Below are 20858 nucleotides of genomic sequence, written 5' to 3' on the forward strand. Positions count from 1 at the left end.
CGGTTCAGGAGCCGGCCGTACCCTCGTTGAACCGTCCCCGGCGGAAGATGTCGTGTGTCATGCCGGCGCGGTAGTCGTCGATGAACCGCGACAGCGAGTCGATGTCCCGGGTCATGCTGGCCCGTCCCGCCGCCAGTTCCGCCGCGGCCGTCTCCTGGAGACGCTGGGATTTCCGGCCGATGGCGTCGACGGTGTCCTGCGCCTCGTGCAGGGTGCGGTCGGTCCGCTCGCGGGCCTCGGCGAGCAGCCTGCCGGATTTCTCCTGGGCCTCGTGGAGATAGCCGTCGGCGGTCCGCTGCGCCATCCGCAGCACCGGCTGCACCGACGCGTCGCCACGGGCGGTGTCGGATGTGGCGGCCGAGCGCCGGGCCTCGTCGAGTTGATGCCGTGTGAGCCGGGCGTGCTGCTCGGCGCGTTCACAGGCGCGCCGGGCACGGTCGAGGTCGACGGTCAGCGCGGACAGCTGCGCCGCGGCCGCCCGGTCCTGCCTGTCGGATCCCGCGGCGGCGAGCTGGTTCTGCAGCGCGCTGTTCTCCTCGAGAAGGCGGATCATCTCGCCGGTGACCTCGTCCAGGAGCGTGTCGACATGGTCCTCGTCGTAGCCACGCCGGCCGAAGGTTGCCTTTCCGAACTCCGTGTTGTGAATGTCGGCCGGTGTCAGGGGCATGAAGCTCCTCGGGTGGCATCGAAGTAGCTGGACATCGCAAGGCTACGTCGGTCGCCTCCCCATGACGGCGCCGCACCGGGCCCACCGGCCGATGAGCTACTTGATGATCATCGACGTCATGGTCTGCATACTGACCGTTGCCGGTAGCGGCGGGAGACGAGTCGATCGACCGCGGAATGAGTGATGGTGCAGAAGACTGAGCAGGAGCGGCTGCAGGTCGCGCTCGACGCGGCCGAGATGGGAACCTTCGTGTGGTCGGCACGGGAGGACCGCGGAGAGCCCGACGCTCGCATGCTGGAGTTGTTCGCCCTTCCGTCCGACGGGGTGCTGTCGCTCGCCACAGCGCTGGATTCGATGATCCACCCCGAGGACCGGCAGCGGTACGGAACGGCGGTGGCGGCGGCGTTCGACCCGGGCGGCTCCCGCCTGCTGAGCCAGGAGATCCGTGTCGACCGGGGAGACGGCTCGTACCGGTGGGTCATGGTGACCGCCCGCGCCTACTTCGAGGGTGACCCGCCCCGACCGGACCGGCTGGTGGGGGTCGCCGCCGACATCTCCCGGCGCCGGGAGATCGAGGATGCGCTGCGGGAGAGCGAGGCCCGGTTCCGCCAGGTCGTCGAGGTGACCCCGCAGCTCATCTGGGTCGCCCGGCCCGACGGCGCCGTGGAGATGCTCAACCCGAGCTGGTCCACGTTGATCGGTGGGACGCCGCACACCGCGGACACCGACCGTGCGCTGCTCGGCGGGGCCGTCCATCCCGGTGAGCGCGACGGGTTCCTGGCCGCCTGGGACGGGCACCGGGATCCGCCCGCCGTCTTCGAGTGCGAGGCGCGGCTGCGGCACCGCGACGGCGGTCACCACTGGTATCTGATCCGGGTCGTCCCCTTCCAGGACGACAGCGGTGATCTGGTGCGCTGGTTCGGCGTGGCCACCGACATCGACGCGCAACGCCGGGTCGGCGAGCTCGCCCTGGCGGAGCAGACCAGGGCCCGCGACGAGGAACACCGCATCGCCCTGGAGCTGCAACGGGCGTTGTTGCCGGCCCGCACCGTGGCGCCGCCCGGGGTCTCGATCGCGGCGCGGTACGAAGCCGGCAGCGCCACGCTGGAGGTCGGTGGCGACTGGTACGACACCTTCGAGCTGCGCGGCGGCACTGTCGCACTGACCGTGGGCGACGTCGTCGGGCACGGCCTGGCCGCCGCGACGGCGATGGGGAAGATGCGGGTCGCGATGGGCGCGCTCGCACCGCACGTGCCCGGCCCCGGGACCCTGCTGACCCACCTGGACGGGTTCGTCGCGGTCAACGACGAGATCCCGTTCGCCACGGCCTGCTACGCCGTCTTCGATCCGGCCACCCGTGAACTACGGCACGCGTCGGCCGGGCACCCGCCGATGCTCGTGGTCACGGCCGGCGGCGACGCCCGGTGGCTGGACGACGGCCGGTCCGCCCCGATCACCGGCCGGGACTTCGGATCACGGCCGCAGGCGAGCGACACCCTCGAACCCGGCGCCCTGCTGGTGCTCTTCTCCGACGGCCTGGTCGAGCGGCGCCGCGAACCGATCACCACCGGCCTGGACCGGCTCCGCGACGCCACCGTCGCGCTGCGGCACGCACCGGTCGGCGAGGTGTGCGACGGTCTGCTGACCGCGCTGGGCGTCGCCGAGCACCGCAACGACGACGTCGTCGTGCTCTGCCTGCGGGTGCCACCGGCGCCGTTCCATCAGACGATGGTCGCGGACCGCCACGGCCTGTCCCGGCTCCGCCACGCCTTGAGTGCCTGGCAGCGCACCCTGCCGGGCCTCGACCGCAACGACGACGACCTGCTCATCACCGTGAACGAGGCGTGCGCCAACGCCATCGAACACGCCTACCGCGAGGACCCCACCGGCACCATCGAGATCGACGTCCGGTACGAGCCGGACGGCTCGTACCTGGCGACGGTCCGGGATCACGGCACCTGGCGGACCCCCGGCGAAGCGGGCACCAGCCGCGGACGGGGCCTTCCGATCATCGACACCCTCAGCCACGACTTCGAGCGACACTCCACCACCGACGGCACCCTCGTCCGGTTCCGCGTGCCTACCCGGGAAGCAAGCCGATGACCGACCCCATCGCGGACGTCACCACCAGCATCCACGAGACCGGCGTGCACGTCCGGGTCACCGGCGAACTCGACATGTCGAACGCCGGCACCGTCGGTGACCGGATCCGGGCCGCCGGAACCAGCACACCGGTCGATCTCGACCTCAGCGACATCGAGTTCCTCGACAGCAGCGCGCTGCACATGCTCCAGCAACTGTCCGCCGCGTTCGACCGGGACGGCGGCCGGCTCACCGTCGCCGTCGCGCCGGGCAGCATCGTCGAACGCCTGCTCACCATCACGCACATGGACGCCTACCTGAACATCCGGGAATCGCAACCCGGAACCTGACGGTCGCGGGCGACACTTCCCGGCCGGCTACCTCTCCCGGCCCGACGGTCAACGGCCGCGCTGGGCCGAAACTGGACCTACATCTCACCCGTCGACGCGGCGAAGAGGCAGGTGATGGCCGCCCTGCCGCACCACTACGGGCGACTACGCCGAGGACGAGGGCGTGCACCGCCCCCACCGGCCGGGAGAGCTGCGCGATCGTCAAGGGCTGGTACCGGATCGGCGTGGACGGCTACGACAGCGGGCCCGCCGTAGTACACGGCGGGCCCGGGTCCGAGGAACTCAGAGAGCGTCGGCGTTGATGTGGCCGCGCAGCTTCGTCAGGGCCTTGGTGAGCAGCCGGGAGACGTGCATCTGGGAGATGCCGATCTGGTCGGCGATCTGCGACTGCGTCATGTTGCCGTAGAACCGCAGGGTGACGATCTTCTGCTCGCGCTCGTCGAGCTGCGCCAGCGCAGGGCCGAGCGTGGCGCGCATGTCGACGGCCGCGTAGTCGTCGGTGTCGCTACTGATCATGTCGCCGAGTTCGGCGTTGCCGTCCGGGCCGACCGGCGTCGACAGGCTGGTCGCGTTGTAGGCGCGGGCACCTTCGAGGCCTTCGAGGACCTCTTCCTCGGTGATGCCGATGTGGGCCGCGATGTCGGCGACGGTCGGCGGCCGGTTCAGCGTGTGGGTCAGGGTGTTGTTGGCCTCGGTGATCCGCAGGCGCAGCTCCTGGAGCCGGCGCGGCACCCGGATCGACCAGGTGCGGTCGCGGAAGTGCCGCTTGACCTCACCGAGGATCGTCGGGATCGCATAGCCGGCGAAGTCCACACCGTACTGCGGGTCGAACTTGTCGATCGCCTTGATCAGCCCGATCGTGGCGGTCTGCACCAGGTCGTCGGTGGGCTCACCGCGGCCCGTGTAGCGGTTCGCCAGGTGGCGGGCCAGCGGCAGCCAGGCCTCGATCGTCCGGTCCCGCAGAGCGGCCCGGGACGGGTGACCGGCGGGCATCGCGGCCAGCGCGTTGATCAGATCGCCCGCGACGTCAGCCTGACGCTCACTGGTGATCACGTCACTCTGCGCAGCGACGTCACTCTGCGCAGCGGCCGAGCGGGTCGTCGTGTCGACGGATGCTGTGGTCATGTCGTCCTCCGGTTGCCTCCGCCAGCCCGGATACCCGTTCGGCAGCACGAGGTTAGCCGAAAGGTCAGGCATAAAGCTAGCCGAAAGTATGAGTTACCGTCAGTGCCCGATACGCCACTCTCCGAGGTGACCTCGGCCGCGCGCGTGCCAGACACGGACCTCGTCGTGGAAGGCGAGTCTCTGCGCCACTATTCGCACCGGTGGTGGGGGTAGGGTGTGGGTGTCTATTGACTCAAGCCGCCCTGGTCCTCGGCGTCTACGCTGGGAAGGGGCGCCCGTGTCGGCATTGACGTGCGGATCGTTCCGGCCCCGCACAGACGGTCCGGCATCGTGACCTCGCCTGCTGGCGGTGATGAGCATGATGCACTCGTCCGGCGTCTCGTCGACGCCCAGCCGGTTGATGCGGGTCTGTTGCAGCGGATCTGCCTCGCCACCGTCGAGGCGCTGTCGGCGAGCGGGTCCGGGATCAGCGTGATGACCGCTGACGGGATGCGTGGGGTGTGCGCGACGTCGGATCCGGTCAGCGAGCGTGTCGAGGAGTTGCAGTTCATCCTCGGCGAGGGGCCCTGCATCGATGCCTTCGCCGCTCGCCGCCCGATTCTCACGGCGGATCTGTCCGATGGTGCCGGCTTCCGCTGGCCTGTTTACACTCCGGCCGCCCGCGACGCCGGGGTCCGCGCCGTCTTCGCCTTCCCGTTGCAGGTCGGTGCCGCCCGGCTCGGAGTCATGGACGTCTTCCGGGATCGGGTGGGCCCGTTGACCGGCACGGAACTGCAGCTGGCGTTCACGTTCGCCGAGCTCACCGTGGAGGCCCTGCTGAACCTGCAGCAGGGTGACATCTCCGCTGGTGACGGTGCCATGGCGCTGGACTTCGGACGCCGGGCCGAACTGTTCCAGGCCCAGGGAATGGTCATGGTCCAGTTAGGGGTATCCATCGGTGAGGCTCTGGTACGGATACGGGCTTACGCCTTCGCCGAGAACCGTCGCCTGGAGGATGTCGCCCGCGACATCGTGCAACGACGGCTGCGATTGGACGGTTGACACGGATGAGTGGCTGTTTGGTACCGAAACTACCGGGAGGCAGGGCATGAGCGGCGTTTCGGCTGAGCGATTGGCAAGCATCTTCGTGGAGGTCGCCGACACGCTGGTCGACGAATTCGACCTCCTCGATTTCCTGCACATGCTCACCGACCGGGCCCGCAGCCTGGTGGACGCGGCCGCCGCCGGACTGATGCTGGCCGACGAACGGGGACGGCTGGATTTCATGGCCGGATCGGACGAGAACGTCCGCCTGATCGAGCTCTTCCAGTTGCAGAATGATCAGGGTCCCTGCCTGGAGGCGTACCGGACCGGACAGCCGGTCATCAACATCGACCTGGCGTCGGCGGCAGGCCGCTGGCCCCGATTCGCGCCACGGGCCTCGGAGGCGGGCTTCCGGTCCGTGCACGCCTTCCCGCTGCGACTGCGTTCCCAGGTGATCGGCGCCCTCAACATCTTCGGCAGCACCACCGGCGGCGATTTCAGCGCCGCCGATGTGCCGATCATGCAGGCTCTCGCCGACGTGGCGACCATCGGCCTGATGCAGGAACGCGCGATCCGCCGTAGTGAGGCGCTGACCGAGCAACTGCAGGGGGCGCTGAACAGCCGGATCATCATCGAGCAGGCCAAGGGCGCTCTCGCACAGGTCCAAGACATCGGCGTCGACGAGGCGTTCCGCCGGATCCGCGCCTACGCCCGCAACCACAACCGGCGGCTCACCGAGGTCGCCGAGCTGGTCGTCACCGATCTGGCGTCGCTGCCCGGTCTGACACGGCCCTGACCGTCACCGGCCGGGGTGGCCCGGCCGGTGAGCGGAGCAACGTGGCGAACTCCCGTTGCGCGTACCCGGTCCGCGGCCCTTCGCCGTCCGGCTCGAGATCGGTGCGGGTCTCCACCGCCCGCCGCCGCGCGATCGCGACGATCCAGTCCGTGGCGTCGACGTCCGGCTGAATGCGACAGCCTGCCAGCCACCACACCTCCAGATAGGTGGCCGCGAGTATCTCGTCGCGCCATGCGCAGTCCGGCAGGAGTTCGGCCAGCAGGGCGCCGACAGCCACCGACGTCCGCTCGACCAGGGCACGGAACGCGGGCACACTGCCCTGCGAGACCGCTTCGAGCAGCACGGCGTCGCTCGAGTCGCCGCTGACAGTGGTGGAAGGTGTTCCTCCGGCCGGGCCGTCGCCGACGTCCGTCATGGTGCTCCAATTCAACGGCGAGTGGGAGTGCCGCCGAGGTCTGGAGCGACATGCGTGGATCCTGCGCCGATGATGCTACGGCTTCAGCGTGTCCCGGACCGCCGGTCGTCCCCCGGGAGAGGGCCGCGTTCCTTACCGCGGAACCTACACGTGAACGCACGGATTCCTCGTTCGGCACGAGTCGTGCCACGGCGTGGCCGCGGGTAGGGTGAAGGGACTACCGGCTTTCTCGACGTCTCCCGACGAGCGCATCGCGCCCGCCCTTTGATGGCGCGGATGTCGCCGACAGGAAGGCACACCGATGAATCCGACGGCCGATTCCGCACGACTACGACTCGCCGACCCGCCGTCGCGGGACACCGTCCTCGACGGAGCGTGGTGGCCCCGCTCCTCCGACCCGGCAACCGAACTCCCCGCCCTGATGGAGGCGCTGTCCGCTCTCCGCGGCGTGATCACGCATGTGCTGCTGAACCCCGCCGAGTGGGACCTGCCGCGCCCGAGCCGGGCGAGTGGCCGCTCGTCGGCCCGGCTCGGCTGGTACACCTCACAGCCGCCCGGGCTGATCACCGTCATCAACGACTTCGGGAGGGACCGCTTCGACCTCCTCGTCATTCCGCCGGACGCCAGCCCGGCCTCGGCCGACACCGCCTCGGCCGCAGCGGCGGACGCTGACGACAGACGCCACACCCCGGAGCTCCTCGCCATGGTCGAGCGCGCCGGCTGATCGGCAGCGTCGTCGCCGGCCGGCGGGAGTGCGACACCGCCCGCCGGCCGGCGACGTCACGCGGAAACCGTCGCCCAGACGACTTTGCCACCATGGGCCGGTATCGCACCCCACCTCGCGGCGACCGCATGCACCAGCATCAGTCCCCGCCCGCCCTCGACGACCGGAAGCCGTGGACCCGCCTGGGTGGACTCGACCAGACGCGGATAACGGGTGTCGCCGTCCCGGACGGCCAGATGCAGATCCCGGCCGCGCCGAAGCACGGTGAGCACGAAATCCGTACCGGCGTGCTCGACGGCGTTAGCGGCCAACTCCGACATGACCAGTGCTGCGTCCTGTCGCAGATCGTGCAGCTGCCAGGTATGACACGCCAGCTCCACCAGGTCACGTGCCGCCCGCACGGAGACCGGGACCGGCGCCAGGCGGGTCTGCCACCGGTGACTTCGTCTCAGCCTGCCGACGACCGCGGCCCGTGCCTCGCCCATCGTGGCGAACAGCGGCAACGGGTTCCCCTCGTGATGCCGCAACCGGTAACCGAGCATCGTCGCCGGCGGGACGCACAACGCCAGACCGACCGGCAGCGCGCCACCCCGCGCCTCCCGCTGTGCCGCCAGCCAGTACCGCAAGCTCAGCCCATGCCGATCACTGAAGTCACGCAGATCGATGATGATGGCCTCGGACGGACCGGCGAGGCAGAGTCCCAGTCCGGCGGTGATCTGCTCGCCGAGCTGCTGTGACCAGTGACCGTGCACCTTGATCTCGACCACGCTGCTGCTCGCGTCGGCGACGACACCCACCGACACCCCACGGCGGTCGGTGACCGTCGCCACCAGGTACGGCGATCGAAGGGACGGTGCTCCCCCGCGCCGCTCCACGGCGGTCATCGGCCGCCGTCGCCCGCACCGGGACCGGGACCGGGTGGGAGACGGCGCCACACACCCGGTGACGTGGCCGACATGGGGGACACGGGAGGTGTTACGGAATCCACGGCTGCTCCAGGGCACCTACTCAGAAGTGGTGCGCCACCTGGGTCCGGAGCAGCGAACGGCGATGGGACACCGCCGTGTCCCAACGGTATACCGGCAGGTCGATGATCGCAGTTGAGCTCATAAATCTCACAAACCGACCCGGCACCGTCGCGATGCGGGACTCGCGGCCGACGCGCATGAGGCCGGACACGGATCCGTCCGATGCTGAGCACGGCTCGGGTGCGCTGGGCCCGTACCGGGGACGGTCGAGGTCATTCCACCGGGCCGGGCTCGTCCTCGGAGTCACCCAGCCGGCCGAAAGGCTGCATGCCGGTCAGGTCGGCCAGCATCCGCGCCGCGCCGGAGATCGCCACCACCCGCACCCGCAGGCCGCGAGCGCCGGCTCGATCCTGAAAGCTGATCAGTGCTCGCAGCCCGGCCAGATCACAGAAACTCAACTGGGAGAGATCCAGCCACAACACATGCCCTGGCTGGTCGAGTGAGCCCATCAACTGCTCGGTCACCGTGTCGGCCACGGGCCGCGCCAGTTCACCCGCCACGACGACCAGGATCACTCCGTCGCCCGGCAGATGCACCGTCACCCACGCCTGCGGACCGAGATCCGACACCGTCATCGTGAGCACCGCCTCGCCACCACCGACAGCGGGACACCGGTCACGGCCGTCCGCCGTGGCACCGTCGCCTGCCGCTGCAACGTTCGGGACGCCTGCGAGACATCAGCACCCCGACGACACACGCATCGTAGTCCCGATCCGGGAGGCAAGCCATGACACGGCGGGCGTACGAAATGTCCGTCAGCGCTCACCACGTCGCGCTACTGTGACCCGCATCGTACGGGCATCACCATGGCCGCCCCTCGCACGCAGATCCACAGGCCCGTTCCGTACGCGTCGAAATCGCTGCCCCGGACCCTGGTGGCGCTGCCAGCCATTCGAGGAGCAGCGATGTACCAGCACGGCGCCGAGGGCTTCGGCGGAGCGCGTCCGGGCCATGTCTGGCACCTGATCCGCACATACGGCCCGGACCTGACCGGATTGTGCCGGGCGGGCTCGGCGCTCATTCCGGATGTCGCGGGAATCGGCATCTCGGCCGGCCCGGAGGGCGACCCGTTCCCACAGATCCGGTTCAGCAGCGACCAGGGCAGCGCCGGCATCGAGGCCGCCCAGGAGACTCTGGACGACGGCCCGTGCCGCGACGCCACCGCCACCCGCCGATCGGTGCACGCCCCCGATCTGAGCGATCCGTGGTGGCGTGAGCACTGGCCGCGGTTCACCCCGGCAGCACTGCACTCCGGCGCGCGGGCGGTGTTCGCTCTGCCCCTGCACGCCGGCGGCGTCCGGTATGCCGGAGCCGTCGACCTGTACCGGCGTACACCAGGTGATCTCTCTCTCGCCGACCGGGCCACCGCGGCGGAACTCACCGCCGCGGCCACCGAGTTGCTCACCCTGGAACGCTTCGGCTTGGACTGGACCGGCGCCTTCGCCGATGCCCGGCTGGCCCCTTCCGGAGCGGGTACGCCGATCGCCCTGACCTCGCGGCGGACCGTTGCCGCTGCCGCCGTGCCGCCACTGGTCCGCTGGTTCGACCAGGCCTCGATGGCGCGGGTGCGCATCCGGGCCCACACCGCCAGCACCCGGCACGGCCTGGCCCGTGCGGACGCGGACCGATTCGCGCTGGCCGTGCACGAGACCATGGCCAATTCCGTGCAGCACGGCGGAGGCTTCGGCCAGCTGCTGCTGTGGGGCCGCGACGATCGCCTCTGGTGCGAGATCAGCGACCACGGCGCCGGCATCGGCACGACACTGCGATCCGCTCACGCCGACCGCCCCCCGGCCGGCGTCCGGAAGCGACAGGTCACCGGATTCCAGCTCATCGAACGCGCCTGCACCAGCATGGACATCACCACGGACGCCACCGGAACCCGGGTGAGGCTGAGCTACCACAACGACGCCGGCGGTTCCGGACACCGCTGAGAGGGCCATGTCACGGCGGCACCGCGTCACCGGCGAAGAGCACGGCCCGAAGCGCTGTTCGGCCCATCGGGTCGTTCAGGCGTACTCTGACGGATGTCGCTCCAGACTCCGGCGGCTCGAGACCCTCACCGGTGGGCCCTATCCGTGGGCCCCGTCCAAGGGCAACGTTCGAGCGGAGACAATGGTCATCATGAGGGCGACGGTCGTCGCGGCGCTCCGCGAACGCGGCCAGCCGATCCGAGCCGATTTCGTCGAACGCGAGTTGCCGGACCGCATCGATCCGTCACGTCATGGCGGGCTGCTGGCCATGCTTCATCTCGATCTCTCCACATTGGCCGAGCCCGACCAGGGGTGAGGTTCGGCGTTTGCTCCTCGGCTGTGGGATCCGACAAGACGAACGGTGCTTCCGGCGTTGATACGCCGGCGCCGTGTGAGGCCCCGTCACGTGATCCGCGGCGGGCCGACCGACAGAGGGCACAGCTCATGACCATCAAGTACGGATTCCTCAGTACCCATCCGCCCACCCGCTGCGGCCTGGCGACGTTCAACTCCGCGCTCGCCACCCACCTCGGCCGGTCCGCGGCCGCGGTCGGCATCGTGCGGGTCGCGGCGCACGGCGACGACCCCACGCCCGAGGACGGTGTGGTGCACACCTGGACGGCCGCGGCACCGGCCGGGTGGCGCGACAGCGCGGAGGCGCTGAACGGTTTCGACATCGCCGTCATCCAGCACGAGTACGGCATCTACCCCGGCCGTGACGGCGGCGAGGTCCTGTCCGTGCTGCGCCGACTCACCGTGCCGAGCCTCGTCGTCCTGCACACCGTGCTCACCCATCCCACCCCGAACCAGAAGTCGCTGCTCGAACAGATCGTGGCCGCCGCCAGCGCGGTCGTGACCATCACCCGGGCCGCCCACGACCGGTTGATCACCGGCTACACCGTCGACGCCGCGAAGATCTCGGTGATCCCGCACGGAGCCTTGGACTACGCCGGCCCGCCGAGCCGCCGACACCCGGAGTCGCACCTGCTGACCTGGGGTCTGCTCGGGCCGGGCAAGGGAATCGAGTGGGCGCTGCGCGGCCTGGCCCGGCTACGCAACCTCGAACCCGCACCCGTCTACACGGTGGCCGGCCGCACCCACCCCAAGGTCGCCGAACTCCACGGGGAGGAGTACCGGGCCGGCCTGCACCGGCTCGGCGCGGTCCTCGGCATCGCGCACCAGGTGCGCTACCAGTCGGCCTACCTCGACGACGAGGCGCTCGGAACACTGATCCGCTCCGCCGACGTCGTCGTGCTGCCGTACGACTCCACCGAGCAGGTCACCTCGGGCGTCCTCGTCGAGGCCGTGGCGGCACGGATCCCGGTCGTGGCCACCGCCTTCCCGCACGCGGTGGAACTGCTCACCGACGGGCCCGGCCTGCTCGTACCGCACAAGAATCCCGCGGCCCTCGCGACCGCCGTGCGGCGCATCCTCACCGAGCCTGCCCTGGCCGCCACACTGCGCGGCCGTAACGGCCACGCCGAACCGGCACTGCGCTGGCCCGCCGTGGCCCAGCGATACCACGAACTGGCCGCGACGCTCGTCGCCGACCGCAACCTGATCACCACGGTCGGTCCGTGACCGCACAGGCCGTCAGCACGGCCCCGGACCCCGACCCGGCCCTGTCCGCCATCCCCTTCACCCACCTGGCACGGCTGACCGACGACACCGGGCTCTTCGAACACGCCCGGCACACCATCGCCCGCCGCGAGCACGGCTACTGCACCGACGATGCCGCCCGGGGCCTGGTCGTCACCGGCCGCGAGGCCGACCCGTCCGCCGAGGTGCTGCGGCTCGCGGAGTGCTACCTGACGTTCCTCACCCACGCGCAGGACGCCACCGGCGCCTTCCACAACCGGCTCGGGTTCGACCGGGTGTGGGCCGACGAACCCGCCGTCGAGGACTGGTGGGGACGCGCCCTGTGGGGCCTCGGGACCGCCGCGGCGCGCTGCCCGGCCCCGTGGATCCGCGAGGAAGCCCACCACGCTTTCGCCCAGGGCGCCTCCCGCCGGTCCGGCAACCCCCGGTCCATGGCCTTCGCCGCGCTCGGAGCCACCGAACTGCTCCGCGCCGGCTCCGGCGGCGAACCGGCCCTTTCGCTCCTGTCCGATGCCGTGACGGTGATCGGCCATCCCGGCCCCGATCCGCACTGGCCGTGGCCCGAGGAACGGCTCACCTACGCCAACGCCGCTCTCGCCGAGACTCTCATCGCCGCCGGTGATCTCCTCGACGATCCCCCGGTCCTGGCCGCCGGCCTGCGAATGCTCACCTGGCTGCTGGACATCCAGACCCACGACGGCCACCTGTCGGCACTGCCCGCGGCCGGCTGGCGACGCGGAACCACACGACCACGGTACGACCAGCAACCGATCGAGGTCGCGGCGCTGGCCGACGCCTGCGCCACCGCCGCCACCATCACCGGCGCTCGGACCTGGCGTGCGGGCGTGGACCGGTGCATCGCCTGGTTCCTCGGTGACAACGACATCGGCCAGATCATGTGGAACCCGGCGACCGGCGGTGGTTACGACGGGCTCACCCCGCTCGGACCCAACCTCAACCAGGGTGCCGAATCGACTCTCGCCCTGATCGCCACCCTCCAGCACGGCGTCTCCCGGTGACGACAGCCGGGAGACGTGGACGCGTCGACACCGTTCGGGCCGGCCGCGGACGTCGGGGAGATCAGGCCGCGGCCATGAGCTGAACGTCGGTGAGCGCGCCGGTCATCGCGTGCAGCCGCTGGACCGGCACGTGCCGCCGCAGAATCGGGAACTCGTCCAGTTCCTCGCGAGTCAGGTGCTCCAGGACGGCCCGGTGCAGGGCGGTGAATCCCCGGCGGAAACCCGGGTCCTCCGGGCCGAGATCGTCAAGCGTGTTCAATGCCAGCAGGAGCGCCGTCTCCTCGGTCAGGCGCATCGTTGCGATCAGGTCGGCGGCGACGCTCACGTTCCTGACCGCTGGATGGACGACCGCTCGTTCGCCGAACTCGTGGCGGTGCACAGCACGGGAGAGCACGGCGAACCGATGCCCCCGGTCCCGGTCACCACTGCGCTCGACCGCGGCGCACAACCGCCGGATCTCGTCGTGTTCCCCTCGCAGGACGTCGACGACGTCGGAGAACATCATGAGCGTCCTGCCGTCCGGCGGAGGCCGTCCTGTGGGCCGCCGGGCCCCCCTTCAACGGCGGCCCACAGGACGTCTTTCCTCGAAGAAAGCTCACGACGGCAGGAGTTCCGATTCGCCCACCGGCGAACGACGGGACAATTCATGGCCTGGCTCCTCAGTGCTGTCGCCTGCCGTACACGAAAGAACCGTGGAGGGGCGAGGACCGATGTCGAGCCGCGGAGTCTGGACGGCCGAGCCACCGAGACAGCGGTGGCGGTGTCGTGGCGATACCCCTTCCACGGCCCGGTAAACCGGCATCGTGAAGAACGGTCTCGTTTGCCGGCCGCGTAACCGGGTACTGGGGATACACCGAGTTCCGCCCCTGTGATCCCGGCGGCCGTCCAGACTCCCGCGGTCCTCCCTCGCCGCAACCGGCCTGTCCGCGCGATGTCGTCGCCTCGTCATCGTCGGCCGACAGGCTCCAAGGAGTCGCGCCATGAGCACCTCCACCGCCACCGTCGCCGTCGCCCTGCCCGGCCCCAAACCCATGATCGAGGCACCTCAGTCACGCGTGGCCGTCGCGATGCTCTGGGTCTTCGTCGTGGCGCCGTTCGTCGCACTGTTCGCCGCCGTACCGATCGCGTGGGGGTGGGGACTCTCCGCGCTCGACGCCGGCATGGCGGCCATCGGGTACCTGATCGCGGTCGCCGGTGTCACGGTCGGTTTCCACCGCCACCTCACCCACGGCTCGTTCAAGGCCGTCCGGCCGCTGCGCCTGGCTCTGGCCGTGGCCGGATCCCTCGCCGTGGAAGGACCCCCGACCAGCTGGGTCGCCGACCACCGGCGGCACCACGCCTTCACCGACCGCGAGGGTGACCCCCATTCACCATGGCGGTACGGCACCGGCGTCCGCGCTCTGGCCAAAGGCCTGTGGTACGCCCACTGCGGCTGGTTCCTGAACCCCGAGGTCACCAACAAGGCCCGTTTCGCACCGGACCTGCTCGCCGACCGTGGCATCCGCGTGATCGACAGGCTGTTCCTTCCCCTGATCGCGTTCTCGCTGCTGACCCCCACGGTGATCGGTGGGCTGGTCACCGGCACCTGGGCCGGCGCCCTGACCGCGTTCTTCTGGGCCGGGCTGGTCCGGATGGCCCTGCTGCACCACGTCACCTGGTCGGTCAACTCGATCTGCCACGTCGTCGGCGAGCGCCCGTTCGACAGCAAGGACAGGGCCACGAACTTCTGGCCGCTGGCGATCCTGTCGTTCGGCGAGAGCTGGCACAACAGCCATCACGCCGACCCGACCGGCGCCCGGCACGGTGTGCTGCGCGGACAGATCGACCCCGCCGCCCGTCTCATCTGGATCTTCGAGAAGCTCGGCTGGGCCCGCGACGTTCGCTGGCCGGACCCGGCCCGGCTCACCGCCCGCCGCAACGACACCTCCAGCGCTCCGCTCCGCGGGGTGGCCTGACGGCATCGTCCGCTCCATGCTCCACCTTCCGAACGGCGTACCCGCCATCCCGCAGGGGCATCTCATCGAAAGCGAGTCACCACGATGACCGTCATCACCAGCCGCACCGAGCCGGCACCACGATCGGCGGTCGTCTTCAACCCGTCGAAGATCGACGACTTCGACGGGCTCCGGCACACCGTCGACGACACGCTGTCGCGGGCCGGCTGGCCGGCACCGCGCTGGTACGCCACGACCGAGGACGACCCCGGACTCGGTCAGACGCGCGCGGCCATCACATCGGGTGCCGAGGTCGTGTTCGTCTGCGGCGGTGACGGAACGGTGATGTCCGCGGTGTCGGCGCTGGCCGGTACCGAGGTGTCGATGGCCGTCCTGCCCGCCGGCACCGGCAACCTGCTCGCGGCGAATCTCGGCCTGTCCACCGATCTGGCCACCGGCCTCGCCGTCGCGCTGGACGGTGGCCTGCGGCTCCTGGACGTCGGCACTCTCGACGGACGGCACTTCGCCGTGATGGCGGGAATGGGCTTCGACGCGCACATGCTCGATGCCACGTCGGACACGGCGAAGAAGCACATCGGCTGGCCCGCGTACGTCCTCGGCGCGATGAAGCATCTCAAGGACCGGCCGATGCGGGTCACCATCCGTATCGACGGTGGCACACCGATGCGCCGACGGGCCCGCTCGGTGCTCATCGCCAACGTCGGCCGGCTGCAGGGCGGGCTGCGGTTGCTGAGCGAGGCCCAGCCGGACGACGGGGTCCTGGACATCGCCGTCCTGACCCCCAACACGCTGCGCACCTGGATCGCACTGGGGTGGGGGCTGATCCGGCACGACAGACGGGTTCCCGCGCTCGAGGTCTTCCGCGGCAGCCGGATCGAGGTGATCAGCGACCGCGCCCAGCCCCGTCAGCTCGACGGCGACCTCATCGAGGCCGGCGACCGGCTGACCGTCGAGGTCCTGCCGCAGGCGCTCTGGCTGTGCGTGCCCGAGCCGGCCGACCACCCCGACCTCAGCGTCGACGCCGGCGCCGCCGGTTCGGCGCACCCATGACGGTGACGGCCTTTCACCGGTTGGGGCTCAAGGCCTGTGCCCATCTCGGCACGAGAGAAACAATCCGTGCCGGAATACCGGGAAGAGATTAGAGTCGATGATGCGGCTCACATAGGCGGCCGTTGCCCCAGACCCCGGCATCCATTCAGCTGAATGCCGGGAAATTATGATCACGAAATCCAGAAGCACCGCGTCGGACGCCCTCGCCTCCTATGACGACCATGGGGACCCGGACGAACTGTTGATGGCGATGGCTGCCCTGCCGGCCGGGCATCCCGCCCGGGCGGCGTTGCGGGATCGGGCGATCGTGGCATGGCTACCGATGGCCCGTCGGCTCGCCGTCCGCTACTCCGGCCGGGGAGTGCCGATCGACGACCTGGTCCAGACCGCGGCCGTCGGCCTGATCCGCGCCGTGGACCGATTCGACCCGGACTTCGGCATCGACTTCGTCGGATTCGCCATCCCGACCGTCCTCGGCGAGCTGAAACGCTACTTCCGCGACCGGACCTGGATGATCCGGGTACCGCGCCGGCTGCAGGAACTCCGGCTGGCGATCAACACGGCCAACGAGGAGCTGACACACCGCCTCCATCGCCCGCCGACGACCGCCCAGATCGCCGCGCACCTCGACATCACCGACGAAGCGGTCCTGGAGGCCGTCGAGGGCGCCCGCGCGTACAGCGCACTGTCACTCTCGATCTCCGTCAGCTCCGGGGAGACCGCCGAACTCGGTGACGCTCTGGGCGAGGTCGACCAGGCTTTCGCCCTGGCGGACGCCCGGATCGTCATCATTCCCGCGTTGACCAGACTCGACGAGCGGGAACGCCGGATCCTGACCCTGCGTTTCTACGGCAACCTCACCCAGGCGGCGATCGCCCAACAGGTCGGCGTCTCCCAGATGCACGTCTCCCGGCTGATCACACGAGCCCTCGGCCACCTCCGCCACGAACTTCAGCAGGATTCCCGTACGCCGTGACGTCGGCCCGCCCCATGCCGGTGGCCGGTCCTCTCCGCCCGGTGCGGCGTCACGTCTGCGGTACGAGTGCGTGTTCCGTGCCGGTGGCCGGTCCTCTCCGCCCGGTGCAGCGTCACGTCTGCGGTACGAGTGCGTGATCCGTGGCGGCGGCCGGTGTCGCGGGGACGGGATGCCGGGTCAAGCGCGGGTTGCGGTCGTACAACCAGGCGGTGAGCAGGCCGAGGGCAACGCCGGCGGCGGCACCGATGCCCAGCCGGATCCACGCGTGGCTGAGGCCCGCCGCACCGCGCGCGTCGAAGAACAGGATGGCGCGGACGCCGTCGAGGACGGGGTGCATGGCGGTCACCGTGGTGAGCGAGCGCAGCCAGCCGGGGAGTGCCTCCACCGGGACGGTGGGACCGGAGGCCAGGGAGAGCGCCACGAAGAAGAACGTGTTGATGAGCGCACCGGGGCTGCCGAACGCCGCGAAGACCGACAACGCGCCGGCGCCGACGGCGACGATCGTGGCGGTGAGCAGGAGCCACAGCTGGACCGGGTGGCCGACCGGCACGCCGATGACCTTCGTGGCGACGAGTTGGAGCAGGCCGGCCGCGGCCGGGGCGGCCCCGGCGAGGACCGCGAATTTGGCGAGCAGCGTCGTGACCCGGCCCGCCCACCGGTACGGGCGGCGGCTGGTCAGCGGACCGAGTTCGCTGGGGGCGAAGCCGATCGCGGCGTCCAGCGACGGGTGGATCGTCGACGCGCCGATGAAACCGATCAGGATCGCGACCAGGGCCAGGTAGAACGGGGTCAGGCCGTACCCGGACTCGGCCGGCAGCGGCTGGTCCGGCACGGTCGACACGGTGAACGGTTCCTGGAGCACCAGGGCCTGTGCGGGGGTGAGACCGGTGCCGGCCGCGGCGCGCAGGCGGTCGCCGAGTGCCCGTCCGACGGCGGTGAGGACGGGGTCGAGGTTGCCGCTGACCAGGCCGACCGCCAGGCTGCCGTCGCCGGCGTTGGTCCGCACGGTGACCACCGGCCGCACGATCGCGCCGCCGCCGGTCAGGGTGGACAGCGACCGATCGAAATCGGCGGGGACGACCACGGCCCCGTAGATCTCGTCGTCGGCGAAGCGGGTGGACATCTCAGCGGCCGTCATGGTGATCACGTCGAGCTTGTCCGGGTCGACGCCGGTACGGATGGCCTCGGCGAGCGCCTCGGCGGCGCCGCTCGTACCGCCGGCCTCCTGTGGGGTGAGCACCAGGCCTACCGGCAGGTTCCGCAGGTGCCCCTGGGGGTCCGCGATGCCGCTCAGATAACAGGCCGGAAGGGCCAGGCTCAGCAGCACGATCATGATGACCGGAATCCGCCAGACGCGCGGATTACGGAAGTGGCGAAGTCGCATGGCCGTCACCGTTCGTCGAGGTCCCGGATGTGACGGGACCGTTCAACGAGATTTATACCGGCGTAGGTAAACGTCTGTAAACCGATGCGCTCGACGTCACAGTAAACGCGTGTAAAGTGTCGGTGTGACGAGAACCCAGAACACCCGGGGCCACGGCGCGCGACTGCGCGACGAGCTGGTGGAGGCCGCCTTCACCGTGCTGGACGCGCAGGGCCCCGCAGGCGTGACCCTGCGCGCCGTGGCGCGCGCCGCCGGAGTCACCGCACCCGCCGTCTACCGGCACTTCGCCGACCTGCCCGAGCTGATGGCCGAGCTGCGGCGGGGCACATTCGCGGAGGTCATCCAGGTCACCGCCGCAGCCGAGGCCGGCCTGCCGGAGCCGGCCGACCGGCTGCTGGCCCGGGCCCGCGCCTACGTGGAACTGGGCCTCGCCCACCCGGCCCGATACGCGCTGATATTCATGAACGTTCCGGGTTCCGACCTGATGGCCGGCACAGCCCTGAACCAGATGGTGGAGCTGATCGCCGCCTGCGCCCGCAACGGCTCCTCGGCCGCCACGGACCCGCGCACCGACGCGATCCACCTGCTGGCCGCCCTGCACGGCATCGTCGGGACGAGACTCTCCGCACCCGGCCTGCCCTGGCCGCCGCTGGAACAGACGGTCACCGACGTCACGACCCGGCTGACACTGCTGCGCTGAGCCGGTGCACGCGAAGCCTCATCCAACCCCGGTGCGTGCCGGACGCCTACGCCCGGCACGATGACCATGACCGATGAGACGCCACTCAACGCCGCGAGCGTGCCCTCGCGGCGTCCGGTCGCTGCGGCATCTCGCCGAGCACGTCGACGAACAGGGCCTCGCGCAGCGCGACCTCGCGCGGGTCGTCCCACAGGTGAAAACCGAGCCGGTTCATGGCATAGGCGAAGCCGATACCCGTGTCCGGGTCGGCGAAGGCGAACGAGCCGCCCAGGCCCATCGTGCCGAACGCCGTGCCGGACGCGGATCCGAAACGGAACGCGGGGAACGGCTTCACATATCCCAGCGAATACTGGGTGGGCAGGCGCAGCACCTGATCGGCGAGCCCCCGCGATGGCGCCTCCGCCGGGCTCTTCAGCGCGTCGAGCGTCGACGCGCTGAGACCGAGCTCGGCGCCACCGGCGGCGGCATCGCCGTAGAGCCGCGCGATCGATCCCACCCGGCCGATACCGTTGACGGCCGGGATCTCCGCGGCCTGCACATCGGGCCGGTTGATGTTCTCCGGGACGCCGAGCACCCGCGGATTCTGGAAAGCGCGGGCGGTCAGGCTCCACGGATTCGCGAACGCCAAGGCGAAGGCCGGCGGCATCGAGGTGACGTGCAGCATCATCTCCCAGGTCCGGAAGCCGTGGATCCGGGCGATACGGCTGCGATCCGCGTGCTCCGGCAGACCGATGTGGAACTCGAGGCCCAGGGGCGCGGCCACCTCCTCCGCGAAGAAACGGCCCAGGTGGCGTCCTTGCGGATCGACCCGGCTGACGAGTTCACTCTCGTACCAGCCGAGCGTCTGCCCGTGATAGCCGTGCCGCTCACCCGGCGTCCACGCCGGCCGCTGCTCGGCCAGCGCCGCGGCCAGCGTCGCCGAGCCGGACAGGTCGGCCAGGTCGAGCGGACGGTCGATCACCGGTAGGCCCGCCTGGTGTGACAACAGCTGACGCACCGTGACCTCGGCCTTGCCGGCGGCTGCGAACTCGGGCCAGTAGGTGGCCACCCGCTCGCCGTAATCCAGCAGGCCGCGGGCGTGCAGCACGGCGACTGCCATCGACGACACACCCTTGCTCGTCGAGAAGACCGGCACCATCGTGTCGTGCTCCCACGGATCGCGGGTCACGCCGTCACGGTAACCGCCCCACAGGTCGACCACCTTCCGACCGTCGCGATAGACCACACAGGAAGCGCCGATCTCCCACCCCCGCGCGAAGTTGCGCCGGAACGCGTCGGCGACCGGACCGTACCCCTGCTCCACATCACCGCGGACCATGGCCGCCGGCACCTGAACTCTGAGCCCCACTCGAACTCTCCTCATCCGCAAGACACCGAACGGTGCCATCCGGCACGGGGCCGTACCAGGGATCGGCAGTCCCTGGCTCACCCGCCTAAGATCACGAAGTGAACCGCGAAGAGTTGGCAGACTTCCTGCGACAGCGCCGGGCGGCCCTCACCCCCGTTCACCGCACCACCCGCCGAACCCGTGGTCTACGGCGTGAGGATGTCGCCGAGCGCGCCTACATCTCGATCGACTACTACACCCGGCTCGAACAGCGGCGCGGCCCTCGCCCGTCCCCGGAAGTGGCGTCGGCGCTCTCCCGGGCGCTGGACCTGACCGTCGACGAGCGCGACCACCTGTTCCACCTGATCGGCCACAACCCGCCCCGGCAGACCACGAAGATCGACCGGGTCGATCCGGGCCTGCGCCGGGTGCTGAACGCGCTCGACGGGAATCCCGCGATGGTCATCTCGAACCTGGCCCACACCCTGCTGCAGAACCGGCTCTGCCTGGAATTCTTCGGTGACCAGACGCAGTACACGGGTCTGGCCCGGAGCGGCTACTTCCGGTGCCCTCTGTGCCAAGATCATGAGAGGCAAGATCTACTCTTGAAACGTTGAGTTGAGGGCGAGCGAGGAGACCACCACCGGTGGGTTCGAACAGTGAGG

General features: G+C 70.2%; 22 protein-coding genes. 14 read left to right on the plus strand and 8 right to left on the minus strand.

What is annotated here, in order from left to right:
* Nucleotides 1–4: 4 nt before the first annotated feature.
* The gene (locus WH85_RS31665) at nucleotides 5–667 is read right to left on the minus strand and encodes a DivIVA domain-containing protein (RefSeq protein ID WP_052720955.1); all 663 of its coding nucleotides are present in this window, start codon (nucleotides 665–667) and stop codon (nucleotides 5–7) included.
* 183 nt (nucleotides 668–850) lie between these two features.
* On the opposite strand from WH85_RS31665, the gene WH85_RS47600 reads away from it, so the two are divergent.
* Nucleotides 851–2770, plus strand: coding sequence for a SpoIIE family protein phosphatase (locus WH85_RS47600; RefSeq protein WP_052720956.1), 1920 nt, complete (start codon nucleotides 851–853; stop codon nucleotides 2768–2770).
* The gene (locus WH85_RS31675; protein WP_045745724.1) at nucleotides 2767–3099 is read left to right on the plus strand and encodes an STAS domain-containing protein; all 333 of its coding nucleotides are present in this window, start codon (nucleotides 2767–2769) and stop codon (nucleotides 3097–3099) included. Before WH85_RS47600 ends, WH85_RS31675 begins: the two co-directional genes overlap by 4 nt.
* Before the next feature lie 282 nt (nucleotides 3100–3381).
* Here WH85_RS31675 and WH85_RS31680 read toward each other — a convergent pair whose 3' ends face one another.
* Nucleotides 3382–4092 carry a SigB/SigF/SigG family RNA polymerase sigma factor gene (locus WH85_RS31680; protein ID WP_245674175.1) on the minus strand — a complete coding sequence of 237 codons (711 nt, stop codon included), beginning with the start codon at nucleotides 4090–4092 and terminating at the stop codon, nucleotides 3382–3384.
* A 462-nt stretch (nucleotides 4093–4554) separates the two neighbouring features.
* On the opposite strand from WH85_RS31680, the gene WH85_RS31685 reads away from it, so the two are divergent.
* Both WH85_RS31685 and WH85_RS31690 read left to right on the plus strand, forming a co-directional pair.
* A complete protein-coding gene (locus tag WH85_RS31685) occupies nucleotides 4555–5265 on the plus strand; it encodes a GAF and ANTAR domain-containing protein (protein ID WP_045745725.1) in 711 nt (236 codons plus the stop codon).
* A 70-nt stretch (nucleotides 5266–5335) separates the two neighbouring features.
* Nucleotides 5336–6043 (plus strand): GAF and ANTAR domain-containing protein, encoded by a 708-nt coding sequence (locus WH85_RS31690; RefSeq protein WP_245674174.1) that lies wholly within the window; start codon nucleotides 5336–5338, stop codon nucleotides 6041–6043.
* Here the strand turns inward: WH85_RS31690 and WH85_RS31695 are convergent.
* A complete protein-coding gene (locus WH85_RS31695) occupies nucleotides 6003–6458 on the minus strand; it encodes a sigma-70 family RNA polymerase sigma factor (protein WP_052720957.1) in 456 nt (151 codons plus the stop codon). The genes WH85_RS31690 and WH85_RS31695 overlap by 41 nt on opposite strands.
* Nucleotides 6459–6759: 301 nt before the next feature.
* On the opposite strand from WH85_RS31695, the gene WH85_RS31700 reads away from it, so the two are divergent.
* Entirely contained in the window at nucleotides 6760–7182 is a 423-nt protein-coding gene (locus WH85_RS31700) for a DUF5994 family protein (RefSeq protein ID WP_045745728.1), read from the plus strand.
* 56 nt (nucleotides 7183–7238) lie between these two features.
* Here the strand turns inward: WH85_RS31700 and WH85_RS31705 are convergent, their stop codons facing one another.
* On the minus strand, nucleotides 7239–8066 hold the full coding sequence (locus WH85_RS31705) for an ATP-binding protein (protein ID WP_157411334.1): 828 nt from the start codon (nucleotides 8064–8066) through the stop codon (nucleotides 7239–7241).
* A gap of 356 nt (nucleotides 8067–8422) precedes the next feature.
* Nucleotides 8423–8785: an STAS domain-containing protein gene (locus WH85_RS31710; RefSeq protein WP_157411335.1), complete on the minus strand. Its 363-nt coding sequence runs from the start codon at nucleotides 8783–8785 to the stop codon at nucleotides 8423–8425.
* A 330-nt stretch (nucleotides 8786–9115) separates the two neighbouring features.
* Here WH85_RS31710 and WH85_RS50880 point away from each other — a divergent pair, with 330 nt between their 5' ends.
* From WH85_RS50880 to WH85_RS31725, 4 genes are all read left to right on the plus strand, one after another.
* Nucleotides 9116–10144 carry an ATP-binding protein gene (locus tag WH85_RS50880; protein ID WP_052720959.1) on the plus strand — a complete coding sequence of 343 codons (1029 nt, stop codon included), beginning with the start codon at nucleotides 9116–9118 and terminating at the stop codon, nucleotides 10142–10144.
* Nucleotides 10145–10334: 190 nt separating this feature from the next.
* Nucleotides 10335–10499, plus strand: a complete 165-nt coding sequence (locus WH85_RS51795) for a hypothetical protein (protein ID WP_169792509.1) — start codon at nucleotides 10335–10337, stop codon at nucleotides 10497–10499.
* A gap of 128 nt (nucleotides 10500–10627) precedes the next feature.
* Complete coding sequence (locus tag WH85_RS31720; RefSeq protein ID WP_045745730.1) at nucleotides 10628–11764, plus strand: glycosyltransferase; 1137 nt, start codon at nucleotides 10628–10630, stop codon at nucleotides 11762–11764.
* A complete protein-coding gene (locus tag WH85_RS31725; RefSeq protein ID WP_045745731.1) occupies nucleotides 11761–12801 on the plus strand; it encodes a hypothetical protein in 1041 nt (346 codons plus the stop codon). The genes WH85_RS31720 and WH85_RS31725 overlap by 4 nt, the downstream gene beginning before the upstream one ends.
* Nucleotides 12802–12862: 61 nt before the next feature.
* On the opposite strand, the gene WH85_RS31730 is transcribed toward WH85_RS31725, so the two are convergent.
* Complete coding sequence (locus tag WH85_RS31730; RefSeq protein WP_052720960.1) at nucleotides 12863–13306, minus strand: hemerythrin domain-containing protein; 444 nt, start codon at nucleotides 13304–13306, stop codon at nucleotides 12863–12865.
* Nucleotides 13307–13781: 475 nt separating this feature from the next.
* Between WH85_RS31730 and WH85_RS31735 the strand changes: the two genes are divergently transcribed.
* The 3 genes from WH85_RS31735 to WH85_RS31745 all read left to right on the plus strand — a co-directional run bounded on the left by WH85_RS31735 (nucleotide 13782) and on the right by WH85_RS31745 (nucleotide 16782).
* Nucleotides 13782–14756 (plus strand): acyl-CoA desaturase, encoded by a 975-nt coding sequence (locus WH85_RS31735; protein WP_045745732.1) that lies wholly within the window; start codon nucleotides 13782–13784, stop codon nucleotides 14754–14756.
* 84 nt (nucleotides 14757–14840) lie between these two features.
* Nucleotides 14841–15806 carry a diacylglycerol/lipid kinase family protein gene (locus WH85_RS31740; protein ID WP_045745733.1) on the plus strand — a complete coding sequence of 322 codons (966 nt, stop codon included), beginning with the start codon at nucleotides 14841–14843 and terminating at the stop codon, nucleotides 15804–15806.
* Nucleotides 15807–16050: 244 nt separating this feature from the next.
* Nucleotides 16051–16782, plus strand: a complete 732-nt coding sequence (locus WH85_RS31745; RefSeq protein ID WP_245674176.1) for a SigB/SigF/SigG family RNA polymerase sigma factor — start codon at nucleotides 16051–16053, stop codon at nucleotides 16780–16782.
* 112 nt (nucleotides 16783–16894) lie between these two features.
* Here WH85_RS31745 and WH85_RS31750 read toward each other — a convergent pair whose 3' ends face one another.
* Nucleotides 16895–18166, minus strand: a complete 1272-nt coding sequence (locus WH85_RS31750; protein ID WP_045745750.1) for an ABC transporter permease — start codon at nucleotides 18164–18166, stop codon at nucleotides 16895–16897.
* Nucleotides 18167–18290: 124 nt separating this feature from the next.
* Here WH85_RS31750 and WH85_RS31755 point away from each other — a divergent pair, with 124 nt between their 5' ends.
* The gene (locus WH85_RS31755) at nucleotides 18291–18866 is read left to right on the plus strand and encodes a TetR/AcrR family transcriptional regulator (RefSeq protein ID WP_052720962.1); all 576 of its coding nucleotides are present in this window, start codon (nucleotides 18291–18293) and stop codon (nucleotides 18864–18866) included.
* 85 nt (nucleotides 18867–18951) lie between these two features.
* On the opposite strand, the gene WH85_RS31760 is transcribed toward WH85_RS31755, so the two are convergent.
* Nucleotides 18952–20214, minus strand: coding sequence for an EstA family serine hydrolase (locus WH85_RS31760; RefSeq protein WP_045745735.1), 1263 nt, complete (start codon nucleotides 20212–20214; stop codon nucleotides 18952–18954).
* Nucleotides 20215–20312: 98 nt separating this feature from the next.
* Here WH85_RS31760 and WH85_RS31765 point away from each other — a divergent pair, with 98 nt between their 5' ends.
* Entirely contained in the window at nucleotides 20313–20810 is a 498-nt protein-coding gene (locus WH85_RS31765; protein ID WP_052720963.1) for a helix-turn-helix domain-containing protein, read from the plus strand.
* The last annotated feature ends 48 nt before the right edge of the window (nucleotides 20811–20858 follow it).

It is taken from the genome of Actinoplanes rectilineatus (assembly GCF_000962825.1).
Taxonomy (GTDB): Bacteria; Actinomycetota; Actinomycetes; order Mycobacteriales; family Micromonosporaceae; genus Actinoplanes; species Actinoplanes rectilineatus.

Coding starts and splice junctions, on each gene's coding strand:
- WH85_RS47600 (WP_052720956.1), top strand. CDS start 851: ATGGTGCAGAAGACTGAGCAGGAGCGGCTGCAGGTCGCGCTCGACGCG.
- WH85_RS31740 (WP_045745733.1), top strand. CDS start 14,841: ATGACCGTCATCACCAGCCGCACCGAGCCGGCACCACGATCGGCGGTC.
- WH85_RS31695 (WP_052720957.1), bottom strand. CDS start 6,458: ATGACGGACGTCGGCGACGGCCCGGCCGGAGGAACACCTTCCACCACT.
- WH85_RS50880 (WP_052720959.1), top strand. CDS start 9,116: ATGTACCAGCACGGCGCCGAGGGCTTCGGCGGAGCGCGTCCGGGCCAT.
- WH85_RS31700 (WP_045745728.1), top strand. CDS start 6,760: ATGAATCCGACGGCCGATTCCGCACGACTACGACTCGCCGACCCGCCG.
- WH85_RS51795 (WP_169792509.1), top strand. CDS start 10,335: ATGAGGGCGACGGTCGTCGCGGCGCTCCGCGAACGCGGCCAGCCGATC.
- WH85_RS31710 (WP_157411335.1), bottom strand. CDS start 8,785: ATGACGGTGTCGGATCTCGGTCCGCAGGCGTGGGTGACGGTGCATCTG.
- WH85_RS31675 (WP_045745724.1), top strand. CDS start 2,767: ATGACCGACCCCATCGCGGACGTCACCACCAGCATCCACGAGACCGGC.
- WH85_RS31745 (WP_245674176.1), top strand. CDS start 16,051: ATGGCGATGGCTGCCCTGCCGGCCGGGCATCCCGCCCGGGCGGCGTTG.
- WH85_RS31665 (WP_052720955.1), bottom strand. CDS start 667: ATGCCCCTGACACCGGCCGACATTCACAACACGGAGTTCGGAAAGGCA.
- WH85_RS31720 (WP_045745730.1), top strand. CDS start 10,628: ATGACCATCAAGTACGGATTCCTCAGTACCCATCCGCCCACCCGCTGC.
- WH85_RS31735 (WP_045745732.1), top strand. CDS start 13,782: ATGAGCACCTCCACCGCCACCGTCGCCGTCGCCCTGCCCGGCCCCAAA.
- WH85_RS31750 (WP_045745750.1), bottom strand. CDS start 18,166: ATGCGACTTCGCCACTTCCGTAATCCGCGCGTCTGGCGGATTCCGGTC.
- WH85_RS31730 (WP_052720960.1), bottom strand. CDS start 13,306: ATGATGTTCTCCGACGTCGTCGACGTCCTGCGAGGGGAACACGACGAG.
- WH85_RS31705 (WP_157411334.1), bottom strand. CDS start 8,066: ATGACCGCCGTGGAGCGGCGCGGGGGAGCACCGTCCCTTCGATCGCCG.
- WH85_RS31680 (WP_245674175.1), bottom strand. CDS start 4,092: ATGCCCGCCGGTCACCCGTCCCGGGCCGCTCTGCGGGACCGGACGATC.